At 49.3% G+C, this 24,855-nt stretch carries 24 protein-coding genes and 1 pseudogene; 10 read left to right on the top strand and 15 right to left on the bottom strand.

Annotation, left to right across the window (positions count from 1 at the left end):
- The first annotated feature begins 325 nt into the window (after positions 1-325).
- The 5 genes from DRET_RS03255 (at position 326) to DRET_RS03235 (ending at position 5,113) form a co-directional block, all read left to right on the top strand.
- Positions 326-700, top strand: a complete 375-nt coding sequence (locus DRET_RS03255) for a response regulator (protein ID WP_015751101.1) — start codon at positions 326-328, stop codon at positions 698-700.
- Positions 701-875: 175 nt separating this feature from the next.
- On the top strand, positions 876-1,352 hold the full coding sequence (locus DRET_RS03250; protein ID WP_015751100.1) for a chemotaxis protein CheX: 477 nt from the start codon (positions 876-878) through the stop codon (positions 1,350-1,352).
- Complete coding sequence (locus tag DRET_RS03245) at positions 1,352-3,430, top strand: transcriptional regulator (RefSeq protein WP_015751099.1); 2,079 nt, start codon at positions 1,352-1,354, stop codon at positions 3,428-3,430. The genes DRET_RS03250 and DRET_RS03245 overlap by 1 nt, the downstream gene beginning before the upstream one ends.
- Before the next feature lie 578 nt (positions 3,431-4,008).
- Positions 4,009-4,278, top strand: a complete 270-nt coding sequence (locus DRET_RS03240) for an EscU/YscU/HrcU family type III secretion system export apparatus switch protein (RefSeq protein ID WP_015751098.1) — start codon at positions 4,009-4,011, stop codon at positions 4,276-4,278.
- A gap of 313 nt (positions 4,279-4,591) precedes the next feature.
- On the top strand, positions 4,592-5,113 hold the full coding sequence (locus tag DRET_RS03235) for a hypothetical protein (protein ID WP_015751097.1): 522 nt from the start codon (positions 4,592-4,594) through the stop codon (positions 5,111-5,113).
- A gap of 285 nt (positions 5,114-5,398) precedes the next feature.
- On the opposite strand, the gene DRET_RS03230 is transcribed toward DRET_RS03235, so the two are convergent.
- The 3 genes from DRET_RS03230 to DRET_RS03225 all read right to left on the bottom strand — a co-directional run bounded on the left by DRET_RS03230 (position 5,399) and on the right by DRET_RS03225 (position 8,264).
- The gene (locus DRET_RS03230; RefSeq protein ID WP_015751096.1) at positions 5,399-6,625 is read right to left on the bottom strand and encodes an ISL3 family transposase; all 1,227 of its coding nucleotides are present in this window, start codon (positions 6,623-6,625) and stop codon (positions 5,399-5,401) included.
- 64 nt (positions 6,626-6,689) lie between these two features.
- The gene (locus DRET_RS13290; RefSeq protein ID WP_083777104.1) at positions 6,690-7,001 is read right to left on the bottom strand and encodes a four helix bundle protein; all 312 of its coding nucleotides are present in this window, start codon (positions 6,999-7,001) and stop codon (positions 6,690-6,692) included.
- A 441-nt stretch (positions 7,002-7,442) separates the two neighbouring features.
- Positions 7,443-8,264, bottom strand: coding sequence for an IS110 family RNA-guided transposase (locus tag DRET_RS03225; RefSeq protein WP_052293264.1), 822 nt, complete (start codon positions 8,262-8,264; stop codon positions 7,443-7,445).
- Between the two features lie 54 nt (positions 8,265-8,318).
- On the opposite strand from DRET_RS03225, the gene tnpA reads away from it, so the two are divergent.
- The 3 genes from tnpA to tnpC are packed head-to-tail and all read left to right on the top strand — an operon-like array spanning position 8,319 to position 10,610.
- A complete protein-coding gene (gene tnpA, locus DRET_RS03220; protein ID WP_015751095.1) occupies positions 8,319-8,660 on the top strand; it encodes an IS66 family insertion sequence element accessory protein TnpA in 342 nt (113 codons plus the stop codon).
- Positions 8,657-9,010, top strand: coding sequence for an IS66 family insertion sequence element accessory protein TnpB (gene tnpB / locus DRET_RS03215; RefSeq protein WP_015751094.1), 354 nt, complete (start codon positions 8,657-8,659; stop codon positions 9,008-9,010). The genes tnpA and tnpB overlap by 4 nt, the downstream gene beginning before the upstream one ends.
- 49 nt (positions 9,011-9,059) lie before the next feature.
- Positions 9,060-10,610, top strand: a complete 1,551-nt coding sequence (gene tnpC, locus DRET_RS03210) for an IS66 family transposase (protein WP_015751093.1) — start codon at positions 9,060-9,062, stop codon at positions 10,608-10,610.
- A gap of 102 nt (positions 10,611-10,712) precedes the next feature.
- Here tnpC and DRET_RS03205 read toward each other — a convergent pair whose 3' ends face one another.
- Positions 10,713-11,000: an IS110 family transposase gene (locus DRET_RS03205; RefSeq protein WP_041281868.1), complete on the bottom strand. Its 288-nt coding sequence runs from the start codon at positions 10,998-11,000 to the stop codon at positions 10,713-10,715.
- Positions 11,001-11,126: 126 nt separating this feature from the next.
- A complete protein-coding gene (locus tag DRET_RS03200) occupies positions 11,127-12,191 on the bottom strand; it encodes a flagellar hook-length control protein FliK (RefSeq protein WP_015751092.1) in 1,065 nt (354 codons plus the stop codon).
- A 489-nt stretch (positions 12,192-12,680) separates the two neighbouring features.
- Here DRET_RS03200 and istA point away from each other — a divergent pair, with 489 nt between their 5' ends.
- Positions 12,681-14,195 (top strand): IS21 family transposase, encoded by a 1,515-nt coding sequence (istA, locus tag DRET_RS03195; protein WP_015751090.1) that lies wholly within the window; start codon positions 12,681-12,683, stop codon positions 14,193-14,195.
- 78 nt (positions 14,196-14,273) lie between these two features.
- Positions 14,274-15,101 carry an IS21-like element helper ATPase IstB gene (gene istB / locus DRET_RS03190; protein ID WP_015751089.1) on the top strand — a complete coding sequence of 276 codons (828 nt, stop codon included), beginning with the start codon at positions 14,274-14,276 and terminating at the stop codon, positions 15,099-15,101.
- 522 nt (positions 15,102-15,623) lie between these two features.
- Here istB and DRET_RS03180 read toward each other — a convergent pair.
- From DRET_RS03180 to DRET_RS03140, 10 genes and pseudogenes are all read right to left on the bottom strand, one after another.
- Complete coding sequence (locus DRET_RS03180; RefSeq protein ID WP_083777101.1) at positions 15,624-16,316, bottom strand: flagellar brake protein; 693 nt, start codon at positions 16,314-16,316, stop codon at positions 15,624-15,626.
- 131 nt (positions 16,317-16,447) lie between these two features.
- Positions 16,448-16,906, bottom strand: a complete 459-nt coding sequence (gene fliS / locus DRET_RS03175; RefSeq protein WP_015751086.1) for a flagellar export chaperone FliS — start codon at positions 16,904-16,906, stop codon at positions 16,448-16,450.
- A 15-nt stretch (positions 16,907-16,921) separates the two neighbouring features.
- Entirely contained in the window at positions 16,922-18,325 is a 1,404-nt protein-coding gene (gene fliD / locus DRET_RS03170) for a flagellar filament capping protein FliD (protein ID WP_015751085.1), read from the bottom strand.
- Between the two features lie 48 nt (positions 18,326-18,373).
- Positions 18,374-18,799 carry a flagellar protein FlaG gene (locus tag DRET_RS12855; protein WP_015751084.1) on the bottom strand — a complete coding sequence of 142 codons (426 nt, stop codon included), beginning with the start codon at positions 18,797-18,799 and terminating at the stop codon, positions 18,374-18,376.
- An 80-nt stretch (positions 18,800-18,879) separates the two neighbouring features.
- Positions 18,880-19,725, bottom strand: a complete 846-nt coding sequence (locus tag DRET_RS03160) for a flagellin N-terminal helical domain-containing protein (RefSeq protein WP_015751083.1) — start codon at positions 19,723-19,725, stop codon at positions 18,880-18,882.
- 48 nt (positions 19,726-19,773) lie between these two features.
- Positions 19,774-20,619, bottom strand: a complete 846-nt coding sequence (locus tag DRET_RS03155; RefSeq protein ID WP_015751082.1) for a flagellin N-terminal helical domain-containing protein — start codon at positions 20,617-20,619, stop codon at positions 19,774-19,776.
- A gap of 306 nt (positions 20,620-20,925) precedes the next feature.
- Positions 20,926-22,863 (bottom strand): 6-hydroxymethylpterin diphosphokinase MptE-like protein, encoded by a 1,938-nt coding sequence (locus DRET_RS03150; RefSeq protein ID WP_015751081.1) that lies wholly within the window; start codon positions 22,861-22,863, stop codon positions 20,926-20,928.
- Positions 22,864-22,898: 35 nt separating this feature from the next.
- Positions 22,899-23,405 (bottom strand): tetratricopeptide repeat protein, encoded by a 507-nt coding sequence (locus DRET_RS03145; RefSeq protein ID WP_015751080.1) that lies wholly within the window; start codon positions 23,403-23,405, stop codon positions 22,899-22,901.
- 549 nt (positions 23,406-23,954) lie between these two features.
- Positions 23,955-24,149, bottom strand: a pseudogene (locus DRET_RS13285) (ISKra4 family transposase); the annotation flags it as partial.
- Between the two features lie 19 nt (positions 24,150-24,168).
- A complete protein-coding gene (locus DRET_RS03140; protein ID WP_148214007.1) occupies positions 24,169-24,852 on the bottom strand; it encodes a DDE-type integrase/transposase/recombinase in 684 nt (227 codons plus the stop codon).
- Positions 24,853-24,855 lie beyond the last annotated feature (3 nt).

Raw genomic sequence — 24,855 nt, 5'->3', positions numbered from 1 at the left:
GTAAGCCGTTGTGCACCATGTGCGGCTAAGGCTGACCACCCTCGGCAGGAGCTAAAGATTATGCAAAATGCGAACCAGACAGCGCACTGTGCCCGATTGACGACCGGCTCCAGCTACCGTATTCGTCCGCTCCATAAACTCTTGTCTGTTCCTGTCCGACAAATAATGGTGGGAGTGTGCCCTTTGAAGGCGTCATTTTTTTGACCACCCCGAGAGGGGGCACCACCGCACGGCCTTAATCTACGCTGGCAAATTTTTTGCAATCGATACGAAAAACTCAGTCACCGCACACGGGCGACTGCAATCCACCACGAAGGAGCGACGAATGTCCAAATCCGTACTCATCATTGACGATTCAAAGACTATGCGCAAAATCATCACCCGCACTCTGCGCCAAGCTGGGGTCAATTTCGAAACCATTGAAGAGGCCGACGATGGCCAAATGGCTCTGGATCAATTGGCCCAATCCAAGCCTGACCTGATCCTCTGCGACATCAACATGCCCAATATGGACGGGTTGACCTTTTTGCAACACAAATCTGAAGATGCTTCCATCAAAGACATCCCCGTAGTTATGATTACCACTGAGGGAGGCTCTGAAGACGTGGTCCAGGAAGCCAAAGATAAGGGCGCCGTGGCCAGCATAAAAAAGCCCTTTAACGCCGAGCAAATCGAAGACGTTATCGCCCCACTTGTCTAGCCAGACAACAACGCAGCAACGTCTTTACTCGTTTGTATGATAAACTTGTTCTCTCTACGAGTTGTGTTGCTTAGAAACGCGTTTTAAACGCCGCCGACTCAAGGAACACCCGAGCTTGCCCACTCCTATGGCAAGCCCCGAGGTATATCGCAAACACCATCCAAAAGGAGGTTCTGTGTCCAATTTTGACCCCGCCTTTCTGGGCCAAAAAATCGTCGAGGCCACCACTGAAATCTTTGAAACCATGATCATGGCTGAAATCACGGCCAAGCAGCCCCTTCCTGAGCAGATTAAAAAATTCGAACACAATGTCTCCGGCATCATTGGTTTAGCTGGTACGCATCAGGGGATGCTGGCTATCCACGCCCCGGAGGAGGTCGCCAAGGGTATCACTTTTGATTTCCTCGGCGTGGAGGTCGAGAGCATCGACGAGGACGTCAAAGACGCCATAAGCGAACTGGCCAACATGATTGCCGGTTCCGTCAAACCTGCGCTGTCTGCTAACGGCAAGGACATCCAGCTCTCCATCCCGTCTGTTTTTCATGGAAATTACAGCGTCAATTACTATTCCCAGGCTGACTGGGCTATGGTTCCCTTTATCATCAACTCCGGCCAATTCCTGGTTGAATTCCAGCTGAAAAAAACTGAATAATGACACCCTCCGAAACCGGACAGGAACCCACCGAAACCGGCACTTCTTCGCCCTCCTCCCTTGCTTCACTGCAGCCCAAGGGGTGGCAAAAGCAAGCGAGCGCCCTGGCCGACACGTTGGCAGAAACGGTATCCTCCTCCATAGGCCAGGATGTCACCATCGATGTCGGCGACACTCGGACTCTTGCCACCGAAGCACTGGCCGAGGTGACCACTGCGCCGCTTTTGGTCGTTGGACTCTCACTGACAGGGACCTACGCCGGAACCGTTACCGTTGTCTTTCCCGAGGTTACGGCCATCGCCATTGCCGACTCCCTTCTTGGCGCTGAGGCCCCGGAAAACCCCAGCGGACAGCTCGACGAGGCCCGGGGGCAGGCCATTGAGTCCCTCCTTAGCTCCCTTGCCTCGCTGGCCGCCGCCCAGGTCAGCGAGGCCACAGGCGAAATCGCGGATATGGTGGTCAGCGACCGGGACCGTTTTGAAAGGAGCGACCAGCTACAATCCTATCTTGCTCCAGAAAGCGGCGACAAAGGCGTCCTGGAGACCACCGCTGCTCTCCATGCCGCAGAAACACGACTAGGTGATGTCCACATCCTGGTTCCCGCCGCTGTGATGCAGGAAATGGCCGATGCCCCTTTCGACGACGAGCCTCAGGAAGAAACCATCACAGGGCCGCAATCCCCTTCTCAAGACGACCTCCAGGAGACTGCGGCGAACGCAGAAAAACACGAAGCGGGAGAAACGACGGAGGGGGACGAAGCGAGTTCCGCATCCTCTGAGCCAGAGGAAACACTGGCGCCGTCATCTGAAGAGGAAAAGACGGAGGAAGGCGATCTCGAAGCTGGGGAAAACGATGATAGCGATTCCCACAGCGGCGTTTTGAGGCCGGAGGAAATGGCCGCGCTCATCGGCGATGACGACAATGATGTCGATCCTCAGCACTTCGAAGACGATGGCAACGGATCAGAAGCCGATGAGGACAAGAAGGCCGACGATAAAGAGAAAGCGGCTCAAGAGGAGGAAGATGACGTCCCTGAGGATCAGGCCGTGGACATGCACGCCGTGCACACCACCCTGCTTCAGGCATCGTACCATATCGACGAGGAGCTCAAGGCTTTTTTCGGTGAACCGCTGGAGCTCTACGACTACGTCGGGCGGGTCATAACCAAGCGCGAACTGCTGAAGCGATTTCAAGGCAAGATCGTCGTCACCAATATGGCCATTTCCGGCGACACCTACGGCGAGGCCTTTACCGCCGTGGCTCTGGACGACGCCATCTTCCTCGGCGCGACGCTGATCATGCTTCCCACCGAGGAGATCAACCGCAAGATCCGCAACGGCCACTTCCGCGAGGACGAATCCGACGCCTTTGGCGAAGTCATTAATATTTTTGCTGGTGCCTATTCCGCGGCCTTCGGTGACTACTTCCCCAAGAATCTGCGGCTCAAAAAAGACCGAATGACCACGGTCGCTCCGACCAAGGTCGACGTCACCGCTGAAGAGCCCTTCCCGGACGGGGACTATTTCCTGGCCACCTACTCCATGCGCCTCGGCAGCCGTCCATTGCAGGAGTTCCACCTCTTTTTTCCCCCCAAGCTGTTGGGGATCACCAAACAAAACGCCAAGGAACTCAAAGAAAAGCCGGTCACGGCTACAGAGGACTCCTCCGGCGGTCCCGGCTTCGCTACCATCCAAATCGCTGGCGAGGATACTGGCAATCCCGCCATCGCCGTTCTCGCCGATGACGCCAAGCAATTTGCGGCCATCAACGAATTCCTCGGCGAACAGAATGTGGAGATCTGCCAAGCCAAACTCCGCGACAATCTTCGTGAAAAATTTCGCGCCTACGACATTCTCGGAGTCTTTTTGGTCATGAAGAATATTGACGAAAACAGTTTGGCCAGTCTGATCAAGATCCGTTCTTTGCTCAAAGGACGCTGCCCTATCATCGTCGCCGCGCCCAAATGGGACCGGTCCATGGTCATCAAAGCCGTCAGCTATGGCGCCAAGGATATCATCGTCACCCCGACGGACAAGGAAACCGTCGAGGCCAAGGCGAAGCAGCATATGTTGGCTTGATTATCTGGAAGAAGAGAGTGTTAGGTTTTAGGTGTTAAGTTTTAAGGAAGAGCAAAGGCGAAACTGCATTTCCAAATCGGGATCGGGATCGCTATCAGGATCGGTCTTTTGAATTGAGGGATTGAAGAATTGAAGGATTGAGGAATTAGAAAATTCAAGAATTCAAGAATGAAAAAAATACATCTTTTGAATAAGATAAAAAAAGTGTTAGGTTTTAGGTGTTAAGTTTTAAGTAATACAGAAGAACTAAGTCCATCATCCAAATTTACATCGAAATTGAAATAGCTATCGGGATCGAAATCGATTTTGAAAATCAAAAAAGCGTAGTTTATTGCGTAGGTCGGCTCCAGCGAAGCTGAAGCCGACACTGATTTTCAGTATTTGCATTGCACTGATATCCACTCCGACAGGAATATACACGATGTGTATTTATTGTCTTCTGTCTTCGGATTGCCAGGCGCCTGCCTGGTTTGCATAATAGATGCATCTCATTCTTTAATCTTTCAACTCTTCAATTGCTAAATTCCTAATTTTCTAATTCTTACAATCCCTTAATCCCTCAATTTCTCAATCCAACTATGACCCAAGACAAACGCAAAGGCGCAGTTGCCCTCAAATACGAACGCAGTAAAGACGATGCTCCACGGGTTGTGGCCAGCGGTCAGGGTCGCCTTGCTGAACGCATCCTCGCCACAGCCGAGGAGGCCGACGTTCCCTTGCGTGAAGACCCGGACCTGCTGGAAGTCCTGGCCCAGGTCCCTGTCGGCGACGAAATCCCGGAAGACCTGTACCAAGCCGTGGCCGAAATCCTGGCCTTCGTCTACCGGTTGAATGGGAGGCAAGAGTGATTGAAAGATTGCAAAATTGAGGAATTGAGGAATTCAAAGACCTAAGAAAAAGTCAAGAGATACAATCTATAAATGATAAACATGCCACATCAAGCCCACAAGCATTTTTATCGTAAGTTTAACTTCATGGCTACAAACAAAAATTGTGTAACAAGCTACATCCCAAAAGCAAATTCATGGATCGTAATGCCCTTTTCACCTCTTTAAATTTCTGCAATTCTTTAATTCCTAAATTATTGAATTTTTCAGCTTTCAATTTCTTTATCCTTCAATCCCTCAATCAATAAATCCCTAAATTCTTAATTAAAGAACCATGACCAATCAAACCGAACTCCATTCCCCGATCTTGCGCTGGGGCTGTATTGGCCTCCTCTTTCTGGTTCTAGCCGCACCGCTGGCGGCCCAGCAATGGTCTGACTGGGAGCAGGACCACGCTGTGGCCAAATACAAGGACTGGCTGGTGATCAAAGAACCCGGCCGCTCCGACTGCTACCTCAAACAATCCTACGACGATCCGCACAAGATGGAGCTGAGCATCAATGAGCAAGGCCAACCCTTGCTATGGGGCGCGTTTGCCCTGGAGCCGGTGGACTTGACTATCACGTGTCAGGTCGACACCAACCCCGCACGCACTACTACCGCCTCCAACGTAACCAACGGCTGTATTTTACCCCAACCGCTGGTTGAAGAAATGCTGCGGGGGTTCGTCCTCTCCGTCAAAGTCAGGCCTCAACATCCGGATCGCTCCCTGCAGACCGTCAGAGAACAGGCCTTCGGCCTGGAAGGGCTCATGGACGCTAGCGAAGCGCTCGATTCAGGGATATGTGGAATGTAATTGGGGGATTGGGGAATTTGGAAATTGAGGGATTGAAGAATTATTGCATTCAAGAACTGGGAATTTGTAAAATCAAAGAAAACAAAAAAATTTCAATCTTGAATAGTAAAAAATGTTACTGAAAAACCTTTAAAATTATATATAATCGCAGTTGCGCAAATACCTTCGCAAACCTTTGATCTGCTTTCGGCATAATGCTGCCAGCCCATAGATAGCATTGACTTGCTCAACATCTATATATGAAAAATGGTTCCTCACACAAATCTGTGCATAATTTGGGGTTCCTCACACAAATCTGTGCATAATTTGGGGTTCAGGTAGCCCGCCCATGCAATGGTACAGATTCCGGATGTAGTTCTTGGCCGACCTGAACCCGTATGCTCTGTGACTAATGACTTTAGCCTTATTGTTGAGGCCTTCCACCGAGCCATTGCTGATGGGCATATCGAAATAACTGAGAATATTTTCTTCTTTGCGGCGCAGCATCCAAGCAAAATTTCGCATTGGCTTCAGCCTGGAATGCGTCGCCCACCAGAACCACTTGTCGAGGAAATCTTTGGCTGAAGTCCTGCACTCATACGACCAGAACTGGCGAAATGATTCCTTGAGTAAATACGCCCTGTTGATTTTGAGATTGAGTTTTTCCAGTGCACTCAACCGAGATGCCTGCTTGTCAGTCAGGTTCCACGGGTTCTTGAGCCAGATATATCGGGTGTCTTTAACCAGATCCTTGTGCTTTTGGCCCTTTTCCCGGATCTCGTCTCTACGGACCTGGTCAACGGCTTCATTGAGATGCCGGACAATGTGGAATTTGTCGAAGACCATCGTCGCTTTCGGGGCCTTGTCTTGAACGACCTGGGTATACGGCTCCCACATGTCGCAACAGACCCCTTCAAGCTTATCGGTCTTGCTAGGACCTAGCGAAGTGAAGAAGTTGGTGATTGTTGCCTTTGTCCGTTTTTCCCCGCTCCATACGAGTCTGGAGGTATTCAGGTCGTAGACATTGGTTAGGTATACTTGGCCCTTTTCTCGGGAGATTTCGTCAATCCCAATGTGCGTCAGATTCGAGAGATCTTGATGGGCCAGACCATACTCGACAATCTGGTCAACAGCAGCGGCCACGGTACCCCAGGAGCAACCAAAAAGCTGTGCTACATGTTTCCAGGGCAGTAACCGGGCCCACGAAGCCAGGAAGTGGGCAAAAGCCGTTGTGAACCGATGTTTGCCAGTGCTCCAGGGGAAATACTCCACCTTGACGCCGCAATGTCCGCACCGAACTCTGCGGGGGCTGTACCGGAGCCATACAGGGATCCCCCAAAGAGGGACATGGCGAAAATAGCGAATTGTAAGGGTATCCCGATACTTGGCAGCGCCACCGCAGCGGCTGCAAAAGAGCAGATGACGCCGGTCTGGGGCTATATCTACGGTGATCCCGCTCGTATCACCCTGAACCCGACCGACACGAAATCCTTGAATATCCAGCGTCAATTTGGTTAACTGGGACACGAGCATGAGTTCCTCCTGGGTGATAGGTTTGTGTGGTAACTACCTAACTACCCGAGAGGGCTCATGCTTTTCAAGTTTTTGGCCTCAAGTCAGGCACAGATTTGTGTGAGGAACCTGAAAAATCATAGGCCCGGTAGAGCTGCGATTGAACTTCGCCACAAGAGCGTTGAGCATAACCCAGAAATCGTATAAATTCCTTGGCTGATCCGTCATCAAACCCTTCGGCAATATTATCCATGACATATCCTGACGACCGTCTGATCTGATCCTTTAGACTAAAATCTTCTCGCAACTTTGTTGTATACACGATATCACTCACTGCCTGACACAAACTCCGTGCTTCTGGCCAACATGGCAGCTCTTCAAACTGATGATACCGCATATTTGACCCTTAGTTCCTTCGTAAACCCATATCCAAAAACATTTTACTTCTTCAACCTTTCAATTCTTCAGCTCTTTAATTCTTCAACTCCTCAATCTTTCAATCCCTCAATTTCTAAAATCTTCAATACCTCAATTCCTTCCATGAGAAGGCATGTCAACGTCCGACGTGGCGGACCACCGTATTGCCCTATAGTCCCAAGCAAGTCGCACTTCCATACGCACTCTTCGAGGATCGTTGCCATTTGATCCGGTGTCTCAGTACTATTCGCTTGGTGGAAGCTGCCACCTCAATTGCGGCCTTGTGTGGTTTTGCCGGCAAGCAAAGAGGCCTAGGAATTTGCCGCAGTCTTCCGAATGGGACTTTATTTGGTGCTAGCGGTGGTTGACCACGAGGCCGTTGCTGGGCCCCCTGGAAAATTTATTTCTACGTGGTGAAGCGTTATGCAGCTTCGACGGTGGAATCCTTGTGGCAATAAAAGGGGTGATACTCCTCCCCCGTCACCCACAGTCGGTGGAGCAAAACCGCCAGTTTGCGCGCCACAGCTACCACAGCCCGTTTCTTGGCGATCGTGCCCCCTCTCGCGGCAATGCGCTGCCCGAATCGTCGCAGCTCACTATCAGCCCCAAATGGGCCCAGGACGTAGTGAGCGACATTGACCAGCAAGGTGCGCAACTGGGAGTTACCGCATTTCGTGATGCGTAGCTGCTTGTCGGTATCCCCGGATTGGTCCCTTTTGGGAACCAAGCCTAGAAATGGCCCTACATCTCGGCTCTTGGTGAAACGGTCCTTATCTTCGAGCGTCAAAACGAACGCCAAGGCTGTGATCGGCCCAACGCCGGGGACTTGTCGCAACACTTCTGTCTCAGGGTAGTGGGTGCGGCTGAGGTGTGTCACTTCGTGCTCGTATTTTTTTATCCCTTCAGTGAAATTGGCAATTTGTTCTATCAACGGCAGCAGGGCTGCTTTGAGTTCACTGGGGATATGCTCCGGTGCTTTTTTGTGGAAGCTGGCGGCGCTGCATTTCGGCAGGCGTTCCCCGGCGCATTTTACGGTCCCTCGAACGTGGTTGATAAGAGAGGTCCTGCTTTTTACCAGCGCATCACGGGCTTGCAGGATGGCCAGCCTGGCTTGTGCATCTGCGCTTCGGTGCTCAATGGGGCGCAAGAGTTTGGGATCCATCTTGGCCACCCGGGCCAACATCTCAGCGTCGCGAAAGTCTGTTTTGATCGGCTCCTGCCGTAAGCGTCCAATTAAACCCATCTTTCGCTATTTTCCCCATATGGTAAAGGTCTCCTTCAAACCAAGGAGGCCTTTATGGACGACCATTCCCAGGGCGATAAGCAAAACGTATCCAGCACGGCCGAGTACTGGCTGGAGCACATTCGCAAGTGGAAGGAAAGCGGCTTGAGCAAGGCCGAATACTGCCGGCAAAATGAATTAACCAAGCATAGGTTCTACTACCGTTGCCAGCGGCTCCAGCGAGTTGCCCCAGAAGAGGGCACCGCCGTTGCCTTGCCGTTTCAAGCCAGCGATCTCGTCTCGAGCCGCTCCAGCCTGACGATCACCGTTGGTGAACGCTTCCACGTCGCCGTGGGAGGGGATTTCCACCCGCCTGTTTTGCAAAAGCTCATCCAGACCCTGGAGCAGATGCCGTGATCTTGGGGCAGAGCCAGGCCAATGTCTATCTGGTCACTGGCTACACGGACATGCGCAAGGCCATCAACGGTCTCTCCATAATGGTCCAGGCCCAACTGGAACACGATCCTTTTTCTGGCCATCTCTTTGTCTTTTGCAACCGTAAACAAACCATGATTAAAATCCTTTACTGGGATCTCAATGGCTTTTGTTTATGGCAAAAAAAGCTCGAAAAACACATCTTCCAATGGCCTCAGTCGGAAAAAGAGGTCTTAGCGGTTCGGAAACGCGAACTTCTCTGGCTTCTGGACGGGCTAGACCTGGCAAAAACAAAAGGCCATAACAGACTCAACTACAACACATTATTCTAATTGCAACCCTTGTCATCTGGTGCATCTTTGCATATATGTATACGCAGCCATGAACACGAAAGACCTTCCCAACGACACACAAGAGCTGAAAAAAATCATTTCTGACTATCAGTACCACGTATCGTATTTAAAAGAGAAAATTGACCTTCTGCAAAAAGCGATATTTGGCACGAAGTCTGAAAAAAGCTCGAATGCACAATCTTTGGAAAACCACCTGCCTTTGCCTGGTTTTGAGATGGCAGAGCCCGAATCCAAAGAACAGCACAGCGTTACCGTTCCCGAGCATACCCGCCAAAAACGCGGCAGAAAGCCTCTTCCCCCTGATCTGCCTCGCGAGGAGATCGTCCACGACATCTCTGAGGAAGACAAGGTCTGCGCTTGCGGTACCTCACTGACTTGTATCGGCCAGGAAGTCAGCGAAAAGCTGCACTATGTGCCCTCACGCCTTTGTGTGCACAAGCATATCCGCCGCAAATACGCCTGTCGGGGCTGTGAGGGCGTCGAAAGCCAGCAGGGAGCTGTGGTCACCGCGCCCATGCCGGCCCAGCTGATCCCGCAGGGGATTGCCACCCCCAGCTTGCTGGCGCACATCCTGGTGGCCAAGTTTGTGGACGCCTTGCCGTTTTATCGCCAGGAGAAACAGTTTGCCAGACTGGGCGTCGATCTCTCCCGCTCCACCATGGTGGCGTGGGCCATGTCTGCAGCCAGGGCCTGTGAGCCCTTGCTCGGCTTGTTTAAAAAAGATCTGCTGGCTGATCACTTCCTGGGCATCGACGAAACCCCGGTGCAAGTACTCAACGAATCGGGCAAAGCCAACACCACCAAATCCTACATGTGGGTCTTTCTGGGCGGATCGGCTGAGCGCCCCACCGTGTTGTATCAATACCATCCCAGCCGCAGCGGCAAGGCGCTGGACTTCCTCCAGAACTTTACTGGATATATCCAAACCGATGGGTATGCCGCCTACGAAGCCCTGGGCGAACGGCCGGGGATCACCCATGTGGGCTGCCTGGCCCATGTCCGTCGCAAATTTATGGATGTTATCAAGATCTCCAAACGGGCAAAGGCCAAAGGCGGCGTTGCCCAGGAGGTCCTCGATCGCATCGCCCAACTCTACAACCTGGAGCAGACGCTGGCCCAGCAAAAACTGGAACCGGGTCGGATCAAAGAGCAGCGGGAACAATATGCTGTCCCCATACTGGATGAAATCAAATCAATCCTGGACCAAGGATCGCTGAGCACTCCTCCCAAAAGCCAGTTGGGCAAGGCCATCGCGTATGCCCTGAACCAGTGGGACCGCGTGGTGCGTTATGTGGAACACGGTAGGATCAGGCCGGACAACAACCTTGTTGAAAATGCCATCCGACCCTTTGCCCTGGGCCGGAAGAACTGGCTGTTCGCCGGCCATCCCAATGGCGCCCACGCCGGAGCCCTGTTTTTCTCCTTGATGGAAACCGCCAAGCTAAACGGCCTGGAGCCCTATGCCTATCTGTGCCATCTCTTTGAGCACCTGCCCCGGGCTCAGGATGAGCAGGATGTTCAAGCACTCCTGCCCCAGCACATCGATCCCGCCCTGATCCAAACGCCTTCCGCAGGCTAGCCCAACAACCGACTTCGTCCCAACCAGGCCCGCTTGGTAGCACCTACCAAGCGGGCCTTACCATTTCCTGCTCCCCTCTACCATGTGGGGTTAATTGGACGCTTACGTTTTGATCGGCTCCTGCCAAATGCAGCGGAGTTTGCGAGGGTTGCCGACGACAACTGCGCAACCAAGCTCTTTGAGCAGGCGGCTGATCCAGGCAGAGTGTGTCCCCGCCTCAATGGCAACAAAGGCTCCTGAGTAGGCAGCAAACCGTTTACGCATCGCAGTCTTGGTATTGGTCACCTTAAAGGTGGTGGCAATGTCCCCGTTCCAGTCCAACACGCATACGACGTTCTGCTTGTCACCGAGATCGACACCGATGGTATGATTTGCTAAATGGCACTTCATGGCTGGGCCTCCTGGTTTGCAGCATATGACTGCGTTGTTTTGGTGAGCATAGCTCTAAGCTATAGCTCGTCAGGTGGTCCAGCCTTCTCATCCTACCTCAATCGTGCAATCTTCAATCCTGCAATCCTACACCCACGCCTCAAACGACCGCTCCCCCTCCGGCACAATGAGCCGCAGCAAGTGCTGACTCGGATCTTCTGCCCCGATCCCGATCTGCAACTTCTTCACCGGCAAAGCCTGAACGGTGTCCACTAATTCCTGACGAGCGGTTTCGAACTGGTGGGCTGCTTCGCGGGTCTCGCAGAGCACCCGGACGTTGATCCCGCCACCCTGACTGACCACGTGGATATTCAGCGCGCCAAGTTCCTGAAGCTGCAAAAACAGCCCCACAGTCCAGGGCTCGATGTCATCCTCTTGACCCTGCTGCTCCTGGCCCGATTGGTCAGCGCCGCGCTCGGCCACAAGATAGCCTTGGTCGAGAAACGGCAGCGGCAACGGCAGCCACTCCTTACCCAGCTGGGCCAACCGGACTCGGCAGAGCTGAAAGAGCTCCAACTGGTCCACCAGCTTTTCCGCCCGGTCTCCAGCCTCCTGGCCCTGCCCGGCCTGCGCCAAAGTGTGCAAGGTCGCCTTGAGTGTGGCCATAGCCCGATCCGCCTGCCCCTGGGCCAAACGGTGCTCGGTGTCCAGGCCGAGCAGCCTGAGCAGACTGCTAAGTACGTTGGCGTCTGGGCTGCCGCCCAGACCCAAGAGCGTCCCAGCCTGTTGCAAGGTGGACTCCATCTCGGCACCGCGGGAATGGCCCTGCAACAAGCTGCTGAGCTTGTCCAGGCCCAGAAAGCCACTCAGATCGAACTTACTTTGCAGATGGTGCAAGGCTTGGAAAAGATTTTTGAGCGCGGTCTGATCCACAAGACGGAGCTCGATAAACGGGGAGGTGCGCACCACTTCGGCCTGGATACGCTGGCCGGTGGTCAGCGGCACTCGGGTCACGGCAGTGAAGCGTTGCCGGCCGAGTTCGAGTTCGGCCTTGTCCATACCGCCACGGACCACGGAGGCGAGCACGATCTGATAGGGCTTGAGATCAAGGAGTTGGACGTCCTGCTGGACGTTGGTCGGCACGGGCTGCTGCTGGGCAGCCGGCTGGAGGGTAATGGAGACCCCCGGCGGGGGCGCAGCAGGGAGTTGCATAATTTTTTACTAAATTGGAAAATTCAGGAATTATGGGATTGAGGGATTGAGGGATTGTAAGATTGGAGAATTAAAGCAATTGAAAAGCTAAAATATTACCAAATTGAGGAATTAAGAAATTGAAAGATTCATAAAGAACTGTAGAAAATTGCATTTAAAGATTTCAACAATAAAAAAGCCTAACAATTGTGCTTTCTTAAAATTTTGAACTGGAAAGGCAAAACAGTGTCAGTGACCGCGCTAATGGATCCACTCCATGTCCACGCTAATGGGGCCAGTCCATGTCCACCTAATGGATCCACATGATGTCCACCCTAATGGAGCCAGGTCATGATCGGCGTAATGGAGCCACCCTTTGACCGGTCTAATGGCGCCACCTTGGGATCGGCCATGTAGCCATTTTGAAGGTTTCGAACCTCCCGCATTCAATATACCTCCTTGGAAACACCAACATTCCAGGGGGGTACAATGGCAAACAGGAGGTTCGAAATGTATCAGTATCAGCATGTTTTGCACCGGATGCGCTTGGGCGATTCTGACCGGCAGATCCAGAAAGCTGGGCTCATGGGGCGCCGCAAGGCGGCTACCGTCAGACAGAAGGCTCGAGAGCAGGGTTGGCTTGACCCTGCGTGCCCCATTCCGCAAGAGGCGGACCTGCAAGCGACTTTTGGCTCCCAATCCGCAGCAACCGCGATGTCAAAGCTCGAACCGCACAAAGAGAGGGTCGCACGCTGGTATGCACAGGGTATCCAGGGTTCTACCATCCATAACGCCTTGCGCCGCGATCACGGCTTCACCGGAGCGTATTCCTGTGTGCGCCGCTACCTCAAGACCCTCAAGAACAAGGAACCAAAAACGACGGTTCGGCTCATCTTTAAACCCGGGGAATCCGCCCAGGTGGACTTCGGTAAAGGACCTGATTTTAACGATCCCCATACCGGCAGCCCCGTTAAAAGCTGGATCTTCGTTATGACCCTGGCCTGGAGTCGGCACATGTATGCTGAGATTGTGCCCGATCAAACTATCGAAACCTGGCTGGGCTGCCACCGGCGGGCCTTCGAGTTTTTCAACGGCGTTCCAACCCAGGTACGCATCGACAACCTCAAATCCGCCATCACCAGTGCCAGCTACTATGAGCCGAAAGTACAGCGTTCGTATGAGGATCTGGCGCTTGGCTACGGCTTCAAGATCGATCCCTGTCCCGTCCAGGACCCACAAAAAAAGGGCCGGGTGGAGTCAGGGGTCAAATACGTCAAAAATACCTTTGTCCCCTTGCGCAGGCATCGGAGCATGGCGGAAAGCAACCGTCAGCTCTTGGTATGGATCATGGATGTGGCTGGCAATCGCATCCACGGCACCACTCATGAAAAGCCCCTGGAACGGTTTGAGCACACCGAGCGTTTTGTGTTGCAGCCCTTGCCCGCTATCGCGCCAGAGCTGGCGGTGTGGCAGCAATGCAAGCTCCACGGAGACTGTCACATCTGCCTAAAAAAGTGTTTTTATTCAGCGCCCTACATCTATGCCAATCAAACTCTCTGGGTCAAAACCCTGGAGAAGACCGTCGCCATCTACAAAGACCACCAGTTGGTGGCGGCGCACCCCCGACTGTTTAAGCCAGGTCAGCAATCCACCAACAAGGACCATTATCCGCCAGAGGCCCAGGCCTATCTAATGCGCGATCCCCAGTGGTGCGTGGCCCAAGCAGAGAAGATCGGCCCGTCCTGTCGGGCGGTGATTGACGCGCTCTTCGCCGACAGGGTCCTGCACAATCTGCGTGCAGCCCAGGGGCTCATAAGCCTCAAGAAGGCGTATGGGGCCAAATCCCTGGAACTGGCCTGCAAACGTGCCGTAGCCTATCTGAGCCCTACATACCGCACTGTAAAGAGCATTCTTAAACAAGGTCTGGAGCAGGAGCCCATTGAAACCCAAACCCAGTTGCCGCTGGATGAGGTGTATACCGGTAAAGGCAAGCATACCCGACCCCCAACTGATATGTTCCAATAATGGCCGGCTCTCGTCGTGCCCCGGGCGTGTCCTTGCCCGGGGCGATCCATCGCACCACCATTATCAGGGAGTCATTGTATGCAGCCCAAACCAGACATAACCCCTTTACTCAAAAAACTGCGCCTTTCCGGTATGTTGGACTCACTGGAGGTCCGGAATAAACAGGCGATTTCAGAAAAGATGCCCTATACCGAGTTCCTGTCGCTGCTTTTGAGTGACGAAGTCGCCCGCCGGGACCAGAAGAAGTTCACCTCCCGGATGCGCAAGGCGGGCTTTAAAAGCAGTAAGACATTGGAAGAATTCGATTTTGACTTCAACCCCAAGATCGACAGAAACCAACTCTACGACTTGGCCACCTGTCAGTTCATCCATGAAAAGGCCTGCGTGCTCATGACAGGCCCCTGTGGTACCGGCAAGAGCCATATAGCCCAGGCTCTGGGCCACTACGCCATACGACGGGGCTTTGATGTGCGCTTCATCACCCAGACCAAGCTGCTGTCCACTCTGCACGGCGCCAGGGCCACGCAGACGTATGCCAAAAAGTTCAAGGCCCTGGCACAGGTCCCGCTCCTGGTTATCGACGATTTTGGGCTCAAGCCGGTCCGGCCCCCGCACGATGAGGATCTGCATGAGCTCGTGGCCCACAGATACGAACACGCGGCCACCATCATCACCAGCAACCTCGACTTTCTGGAATGGGACCGGGCGTTTGAGAATAAGCTCCTGGGGTCAGCCACCATCGACAGGCTCCGTCATGACGCACACCTAGTCTACTTGGACGGGCCGAGCTACAGGACCCCGAAACCCAACCAAAGCGTAAAAAAAGCACCACCCAAAACACCAAAACGGCCTAAAAAATGGGGGGTTCGCAACCGCAAAAATGGCTACTCAAAGTGGCTCCATTAGGGCGGACATAGAGTGGCTCCTTTAGGGTGGTCAAGGGTGGCTCCATTGGGGTGGATATTGACAAACCAGAAACTGCATCACTGCAAAGCCAGGCAGGCGCCTGGCGGTCCAAAGAATGAAGACAGAGGACTATGGACAAAAGACAGCAAATTCAAAATCGTGTATTTTGCTATTGCAGTGGATGCCAGTAAAATGCAAAGACTGAAAATCTGTGTCGGCTTCAGCTTCGCTGGAGCCGACCTACACAATAAATTGCGCTTTCTTGATTTTCAAAAAACGATTTGGATCCCGATAGCGATCCCGACTTGGAAACGCAAATTCCATCTTCGTTCTTCCCTAAAACTTAATACCTAAAACCTAAAACTTTTTTTGTCTTATTCAAAAGATGTATTTTTCATTCTTCAATGCTTGAATTCTTGAATCTCTAAATTCTTCAATCTCTTTATTCCAAATTCTTCAATTCCTGAATTCCTGAATTCCCCAATTCCTCAATCCCTAAATTCTTCAATTCCCCAACAACAATCACTCAAAATCACGCACGCGGACCTGGTTTCGCAATTGCTCGCGCTGCTTGGCAAAACAAAAAGCCATGATCGCGTCGTGATACTCCCCGTCGAGATCTTCAAAGGTCACGGCTACGTCATACCCTTCCCCGGGTGATTTACAGCGCACCACAATAGCATAGCATTGGATGGGTTGGCGGGCGAATTCAGCCAAATCGAAATTCAGGCGAAGTTTCGTGCCCGGACGTAAAGGGACTCGAGTCCACATACGCATGCCCCCACCACTGATATCCCGAGCACAGACCACTTGCGCAACGTGGCGGTTCGGATGCGCCTCGGCCGGCATAACCTGGACAGTAAAATCAGCACGGACCCGAAAATATTCCCGGCGCTGTTCGGATTTCGTAATTTCTTGCGCCCGGAGCAAAACTTTATCCTCGGATTCAACGCCATGGAGCCTGGCCTGGAGGGTAATGGAGCGGAAATCGACCCCGGTGAGAAGTTCATAGTTTTCATCAGGCGCGAAATTCATGGCCGAAGGGCGGTCCCGGCGGCTAGTCCCATCGCAGGTAAAGCGCAACACTGGAGGCTCTTCAGTAGCAAAGGCGATAACGCGCCCATGCACTTCGGCCGTGCCTCCATCACGAAGTGGCGCGATCAACCTAGCCCGCCGGGGGGAGGTAATGGCGTACAATGATTCAAGTTCTGGCATATAAAAGACTGTACGCGCTATCGGGCTGAATCACAAGAATAGAATACGGCACGAAAGGGCCCGTCACATCATCGTTCAGATGGCGCACTGAATACATGTTCTTGATATACACCGATTCTCCGGTACCCACATCACCGAGAGCCTTCGTAGCTCCGCATATCTCCATAATTCTCCGCCTGCCCGTAACTCGGTCCACCCAGCGGCTTGTGCTGATGCTGTGACTTCTTGTACTCAGCCACAGCATCCTTCCAGCCCTCAAAAAGGGTACTGAGCACATCCACCACATTATCAAGGCGTTCAAAATCGTCATTGAGCGAAGCCTGGGTAATTTCCCGGAGCATAAAATCATACAGACTGTGCAGGGAATCGACCAGTTCCTGATCGGCATTCGCATCTAGGGTGGCGTCCAGATAACTTATAATGTCAAACGCTTTTATTCGTTGCTCACGGGCTTTTCCGATCTGGTTTTTTATTTTGTAATCTTGGGCTTGTTTGAGGCGAATAATCGCCCCTTCAAAAAGTTGGAGCAGGATATCTTCACGGGGTGCTGTATGCACTTGATTTTGCTGGTAGGGATTCACTGGTTGCATAATACATCTCCAATATTAACCGTCTTTGTTGAAACTTAAAGTAAGGCTAGTTATAGACTCTTGCATCTGCTGGTATTGTCGAATTTGAGTTTCCATAGCGGTATACTTGTCTACCAAACGGTCTCGATACGATTCAATAGAATTATACGCATCTTGTTTATCGTCTTCCAAACGCGACATCTGGTTATTCAGGGACTCAAGCTTGTAGGTTAAAGATCCGTCTATTGAATCAGTATATCCGCCCAACAAGGATTGCATCTTATCGGCGACACCACCGTCCTCAGTAAACAAGGAAGCGACATCCTGCCCATTGGTTTCCATAGCCTCTTGAAATTTGGCAGAATCAAGGGCCAGTGTCCCATCCCGCTGGAGCTCCACACCGATTTCCGGCAACCGGTCATAGGTATTTCCGGATAGCGCAGCAAAAGAATCAATAGCGAGATTGGCCATGGACATTTCCAGACGCCCAGCTAACGAACTCCCCAAAAGCCCCCCAGCTGTGTCATCGTCCTCAGAGTAGCTCGATTTTGAAGAAATAAACGACCGGACATCATTAAAAGCAGAGACAAAGGCACTGACTTTCTTCTCAATGGCTTCGGTGTCCTTTTCCACGCCCACGGAAACCTGCCCGGCAAAATTTTCATTTAAGGTCATACTCACACCGGGAATGACGTCCTCAATCGTATTACTGGACCGCGTATACGAAACGCCATCAACCGAAAAGGCGGCGTCTTGTCCAGCCATAGAATTTTCGGTGGTGGTACTCGTCCCAAAAAGATTACCGCTTATATTACTGATGAGATCATCAACGCCACCACCCGGAGTATCACTTTTTAAGGACAGGGCATATTCCGGGTCATCTTGGGTGCCAATATTGGCAGTATAGGCCTGAACCCCAGCATCAGAGGCGTTAATCTCATCTGCCAGGGCCTGTAATGATTTTCCTGTGGTATCAAACGAGTGGGTGCTGCCATTGTGGTCAAACTCGAAGGTGACATCCTCAACCAAACTCGCGTCGGTCGTATCAGCAATCCCGGTGTCCACACCGGTCGTGGTCCCGTCATCCAAGCCAACAAGTTGCACGTCTGCCTGGGCAAGGGTATCCACTTCTACGGTATAGGAACCGCTTTGGGGAGCCCCATTCTGAGCAACTGAAAGGGCTTGGTCATTAGAGGAGCTTACCTTGGCCTCCTCAAAATCCGACGAATCTTGGAGGTCACCGAGCGTGTCTTCCAAGGAAGCCACCTTGGACTCAAGTGACTGGAATAACGAAATTCGGTCGTCAACTTCATTAATATCCTGATTAATGGGCGTAATTTTTTGCTGTTGCCGGGCACTCACTAATTGCTCGACCAGATTATCCGGAAGACCACTCGGCCGTCCTCCTAAATAGACACCGCTCACACTCCCTAACGCCATAGCCGCCTCCCTTTTTCATGAAATTGCAATCCCACGCCCCGCAAACGGTTATCCCCATTCACTGATAAGCAAACCGGTCATTTCTTCCATACGTTTCGCCATACGAACCATAGCTTCCGGGGGGATCTGACGGATGATTTCTTCTGTTTCAGGGTTCACAACCTTGACGATAAGGTCTTCGGTCTCTTCCGCTTGGCTGAATTCCAACTGCACGCGGATGTCTTTTAAGGTCTCGTTAATGGCCTGCCGCACATCCTCAAGCTCATCTGAGGTATACTCTTTGCCTGGCTCAGCAGGCTGGGCACCCGTATCTCGAGATACACTGGAGCGCCCGTCTTTTCCCTGCACCCCGGGTTGATCGAAAGGTGCAGCAGGGTCTCCGGCTTTATGCCGCTGAGCGGGCATGCTGGGCTGAGCCTGCTCGAGCTGCTCACCACCTAATCCTCGGGTATTGGAAATATTCTGTATCGCCATAATCTTTCTCCCCTAAAAAAAGGGCAGGGGAAGGGCACATCCCTCCACCCTGCCCTTTTTATAACAGCTTAAATCCCAAATTACCCGAGCAACTGCAACGCAAGCTGCGGCTGCTGATTCGCTTGCGCCAACACAGCGGCTGAGGCCTGCTGGCGGACATTATTCTGGGTCATTTCCGCGGATTCTTTAGCGATATCCGCATCCATAATCCGAGAGCGGGATTCAGTAAGATTTTGTGCAGCATTTTCGAGATTCGAAATACTCGACTGAAGTCGATTTTGAGTAGCACCAAGCTCGGAGCGAAACTCATCGACTGTCCCGATAGCGTCATCAATATCTGAAATTGCAGTTTGTATCTGAGTTAAAGACGAACCACTCCCGATATTTAAGCCGTTAACACCAAGAGCACCTGTTGCGGCACGCAGATCTTGGCTAAGATCAATATTAATCGTATCATCACTTGTGTTATTTGGACCTACTTGAATATTAACACTTGCCCCAGCAGAACCTGTAAGAAGATTTTCCTTATTAAACTGGGTTGAATTACCAACACGAGTAATCTCAGCAGTCAATTCATTGAATTCTTGTTGCAATGCCTTTTTATCAGCATCAGTATTGGTATCGTTTGCTGCCTGAACTGCCAACTCACGCATGCGCTGAAGCATATTGGTAATCTCTTTAGCTCCACCTTCAGCAGTTTGGGCCATTGAGATACCATCATTGGCATTTCGAACAGCTTGATTCATGCCCCGAATCTGGGAGGTCATTCCATCCGTGATTGTCAGTCCGGCGGCATCATCAGCTGCAGAATTAATACGCAGACCAGTGGCCAACCTTTGTTGGTTTTGCTCCAACGCCTGAGTGCTATTTGCCAAAGACATCTGCGACTGAAGCGACGCCATATTGGTGTTGATCGAAAGTGCCATGTGATCCTCCTTGATTTGTTTCTAGCTTCCTTGCTAGTTTAGAAAAACTTAACCTAACAACTGTAAAGCAAGTTGTGGCTGCTGATTCGCTTGCGCCAACACAGCGGCTGAGGCCTGCTGGCGGACATTATTCTGGGTCATTTCCGCGGATTCTTTAGCGATATCCGCATCCATAATCCGAGAGCGGGATTCAGTAAGATTTTGTGCAGCATTTTCGAGATTCGAAATACTCGACTGAAGTCGGTTTTGAGTAGCACCAAGCTCGGAGCGAAACTCATCGACTGTCCCGATAGCTGTATCAATACCTGAAATGGCTGCTTGAATATCAGATAAGGTTGAACCACTTCCTATAGTTAAACTATCAACAGCGAGGCCTGCAGCAGAAGCGCGCAAGTTTTCACTTAGATCGATATTAATAGTATCATTACCAGTATTGTTAGGCCCAACCTGTATAGCTACTGATGAACCTTCCGTACCAGTAAGGAGATTTTTCGTATTGAACTGTGTTGCTTCACCCACGCGGCTTATTTCAGAGGCCAATTCGTCGAATTCTTGTTGCAGTGCCTTTTTATCAGCATTAGTATTGGTATCGTTTGCTGCCTGAACTGCCAACTCACGCATGCGCTGAAGCATATTGGTAATCTCTTTAGCCCCACCTTCAGCGGTTTGGGCCATTGAGATACCATCATTAGCATTTCGGACAGCTTGATTCATTCCCCGAATCTGGGAAGTCATTCCATCCGTAATTGTCAGTCCGGCTGCATCATCAGCTGCAGAATTAATACGCAGACCAGTGGCCAACCTTTGCTGGTTTTGCTCCAACGCCTGAGTGCTGTTCGCCAAAGACATCTGCGACTGAAGCGACGCCATATTGGTGTTAATCGAAAGTGCCATGCGTTCCTCCTTGAAATGTTTTTAGCTTCCTTGCCTTCATCCAACATACTGAAATAAAAAATACTTTGACCAAACCTCCTTTGTTGTAGCCTTTAGGTTTTTACTGCTATTGCTCTTTTTATCGGATTTCGACCACATTCCTTTAGCCCAAATTTTCTCATTCCAAATATCGAGAGCCATAAACAGCAAACTTCAAAAACACAAAAAAGTTTTAAATTTCAAGTAATTAATGAAAATCATATTTTTCCGATTTTTATCCCATCTAGCAATTTTTGAACCCAAGTTATTCAATTGAATCTAGGACAGCTAGCGCGCTTCATTAACTGCCTCTGCTAACTCAGCGAGCTCGGGCTCAAGATCACACAAAAAGTCATACAGTATACGGTTAGCCTTTTCCACAAATTCTATCGTTAAATCTTCGTCAACAATGCTATACGCATTAGAAAAAACAATATGCATATACTGCAATAGCGTATAATTGATAATATTAAACAAAGCAGGTGAATTATCCTGCAAATTATTTTGCAAATAAGAATGCAAATCCATATATAAATCGATGAATGTACTGAAACTATAAATTTTCTGAAACAGCATACTTTTAAAATCTTTTATCAGCGCATAATATAAATAACATAAATCAAAAAAAACTTGATCATTAATTTCATTTGTGCGTTTAATACTATATAAGTTATTTTTAATATAATAATTTGTATATATATATTTAGATGGAATAGGGAAAGTATTACACACCTTTGCGCCATTACTTGTATTCAAAACACATGATTTATTGTAATTTTTTAAAATAGTTTCATAAGTTTCTATTTCATGGTAAAGAACTCCGTCAGAGCAAACATGGTTTTTAAAATTACCGGGTACTACCTGCATATTAATCGCATCATATTTATATGTATATTTGTAATGAACATGCCCCTTAGCATGATGATTTTGAGTATTAAAATACCCCAAGTCACACCCAAACAGGTAAACAACATTAAAAGTTGCTTGCAAGGCGAGTTCTAAAGCATAACTCGTTACTGTCAATCCTCCGCTTAAAAGCAAATCGCCCTCGGCCACATTAGCAAAAAACAAATCATAGTTATTTTGTACATGAAAGTATGTTTTCGATTTAAACAAATCGGCATACTCATATCTTTCTTTGAAATAGATTGGATACAATACATGAACATTGTTTAAATATTCTTTATCAATATAATTAATATAGGGCTGAATATTGTGCTGACGCTCAATATCGACATGATAGTCAGGCAAAACATTATTTTCATAGAGTGAAAGAAGAGAAGATCCGCAAGAAAAAATTGTAAAATTATTTTTATGATCTTTCAAATATTTTATACTTTCATCTAAAGAAGGACCAGAACCTACGATTGCCGCCGCAAAAATACTACTATCTTTTGTGCTTTTTTTACAAAAATATCTTTTTTGCAAGACTTGACGAGGTTTTGACATATTAAAAGCCGTATTTTTACATATTCGTAGCTCCGTATCAACAACTCGCATTTCGAAAAGTTTTCCACTTTCTAAAGATAGTTTGTTATAACATGACTCAAAATCATTACACTTATATTGAAATAAATGCATAGATGAGTAAATAAAAACAGGATTAGATTTTAATGCAGTATCTAATGTTTCTCTAAAAAGCCTTTGCGTATCATTATCAATTACAACATTTAAATGAGTATTCTTTTGCTCAATTAAGTCCAACACTCCAACCCAATCAATAAAATAAAGTGACGCTTCAATAATATCTATACTTCTTTCTATAAACACTAAGTGGCGTATATTGAAATTTTCTAATAGGTCTATAATTTGCTGACCGCCAATAACACCGTACACATATATTAATCCAATATCTTTTTTTGCCACTTGAAAAACATTTTCAGTGTTTGCATATTCGTCAGCAAGACAATGCAATTGATTATAATATTTTGCAAACAAGGGATTCCTTTTTAAAAACTCTCCTTTCAAACTTTGCTGAGCGGGCTTCAAGGCTGTCAATTTTAAATTATCTTGAAAAAGATTTGAAAGTTTTTTTTCAATACTTCCTTCAAATATTAGTTTGTTTTTTTTAAATACTTGGACATAATTATTTGATGAATATATACTCAATTTATCGCTATCGCAATTTAATATTTTAGAATACAAATCAAAAAATTTTGTCTTTAATACTGAAATATTACGCTTATACCTTGCATTAAAAAAAACATTTTGCTTAACATCGATCATTATATAATCACCTAATAAGGCTATAAATTTTCATTTTAAACACAAAGAAGCAAATCCTCAGAAACAAAACTCGGATCTAATATATATAATGTATTTATATATAAATTCAACAATTCGCTACCGGCTTCTGATGTTTCTATAAGCAGCTTTTCTAAATAAAATGCTGATTGATGATGAAAACCCATTTCATTGGACAACAAAGCTAAATTTTGAACAGCATTTAAATCATTTACATCTAATTTATAAACGCGATAAAAATAACTATAAGCCTTTTCTATCATTTGCAAGCTGTAATATGATAACCCTAAATTTTCTAAATATTCTTTTTCTTTTGAATCATACTTTACAGATTGTTCGAAATGAATAAGTGCTTGCTCAATATAGCCTCGCGAGAAAAACTCCTTACCAATAATATTGTGGACTTGAGCAGGATCTTGACTTTCTTCGGCCAAAGTAAGCATTTTTTTAAAAAACGAATCAACATCTGAATTTTCATTTTTATCAATAAAATCAATAAATAAATTTCTTAAACTCTTTTCCATTATTGATTTTCTCCTTGTATCTACCTCAACTTTCGGAGATAGCCTTATTGCCATAACGCTCTAAATTTTCTGCATATTATCGAGGTTTAATCCAAAAAACAAACTTGATTGAAGCCCCGAATATAAGTTCTTCGGCACAAGCTGTGGAATTTCCCGCAGACACTACACAATGATTGTGATAATCCAAAACTGACCAGGTAGCCCGGGGTGTGATCACCGAAATTTGACCACCTCCAGCACCCCCTTCATCTTGGGAAAGCCAACTCAATCCAAGATGGAGGAAAGGAGGTATGCTGAAGGTGGAACAATTTGACTCGACTTTAGCAGGTCAGCCCGGAAAACCGGGCACTCACGAAACACGATACGCAAGGTCCTACGCAACGAGCACAGCGGCTATGCCACCAGGAAGCAGCAACCGATGCCGGCATTAGAGGGCTTTGCGGGGGTCATCGATTCTTGGCTTGAGCAGGACAAGCAAAGGCCTCCAAAACAGCGGCATACCGCGAGGCGGATCTTTCGCCGGCTAGCCCATGAGCATGGGTGCATTCGCTACTTGCGACGGCCACCTTGACAAAGCGATAAGTGGGGCTGAGCCGACCCTAAGTCCTGCCGCTGGCTTTTTTCATAGGCGGCAAAGAAGCGATCGATGGATTTGTTGTACCTCGAACAGCGCAAAGCCAGGATATTGTTAGCCAGGTCGACTTTCCACCAAGCTCCTGAGCGTTTGAGCCGTATGCGGTAAATTTCAAGGAAGTTGTCGCTTCTAGGCTGCAGACTTTTCCGCTTTAGAGGTTCTGTGTTTATTTAGGGTGACCGCTACCGTCGTAGCCCATTGCCTGGTCTGTCCAGACCACCTCTCAGGCTGTTTTTGCCTTGCTCTTTGATATACGGCCCGACGATTGGCCAGAATGGCTTTGTCCTGCCCTGTATGCCGCTCGTTTGGAGTCACATATTCCAGCTTACTGTGCCGGTGTTCAAAGTTATACCACTGCACAAAGCCTTCTACCCATTCTCTGGCCTCGCTCACGCATTGAAACGGCCTGTGGGGATACCAGGGACGATATTTCAGGGTCTTGAACAAAGATTCCGAATAGGGGTTGTCATTGCTAACGTGGGGCCTGGAAAACGAGGGCATGACGCCCAGTTGCTGCAAGGTGGCCAACATCGTGGCCCCTTTCATGGGCGAGCCGTTGTCCGAGTGCAGAACAAGCTGTTCCCGGGCCACGCCTTCCTGGTAGCAAGCTTCGCGAATCACTTCGCTAGCAAGTGTCGCATCCTCTCTGTCATGCACCTGCCAGGCTACGACTTTTCTGCTGTAAAGGTCCATGACCATGTAGAGATAGAAAAAGCTGCCCTTGGTTGCACTTGGTAAATACGTGAGGTGAGTAGACCAACGGAATCTCACCGTCAGCCTCTCGCAGAACGGTACGTGAGCCTCTCGGCTCATACC

Origin of the sequence: Desulfohalobium retbaense DSM 5692 (assembly GCF_000024325.1) — a bacterium.
Taxonomy (GTDB): Bacteria; Desulfobacterota; Desulfovibrionia; order Desulfovibrionales; family Desulfohalobiaceae; genus Desulfohalobium; species Desulfohalobium retbaense.
Note: the sequence above shows the minus strand (reverse complement) of the source record. Positions and strands in the feature narration are given on the sequence as shown.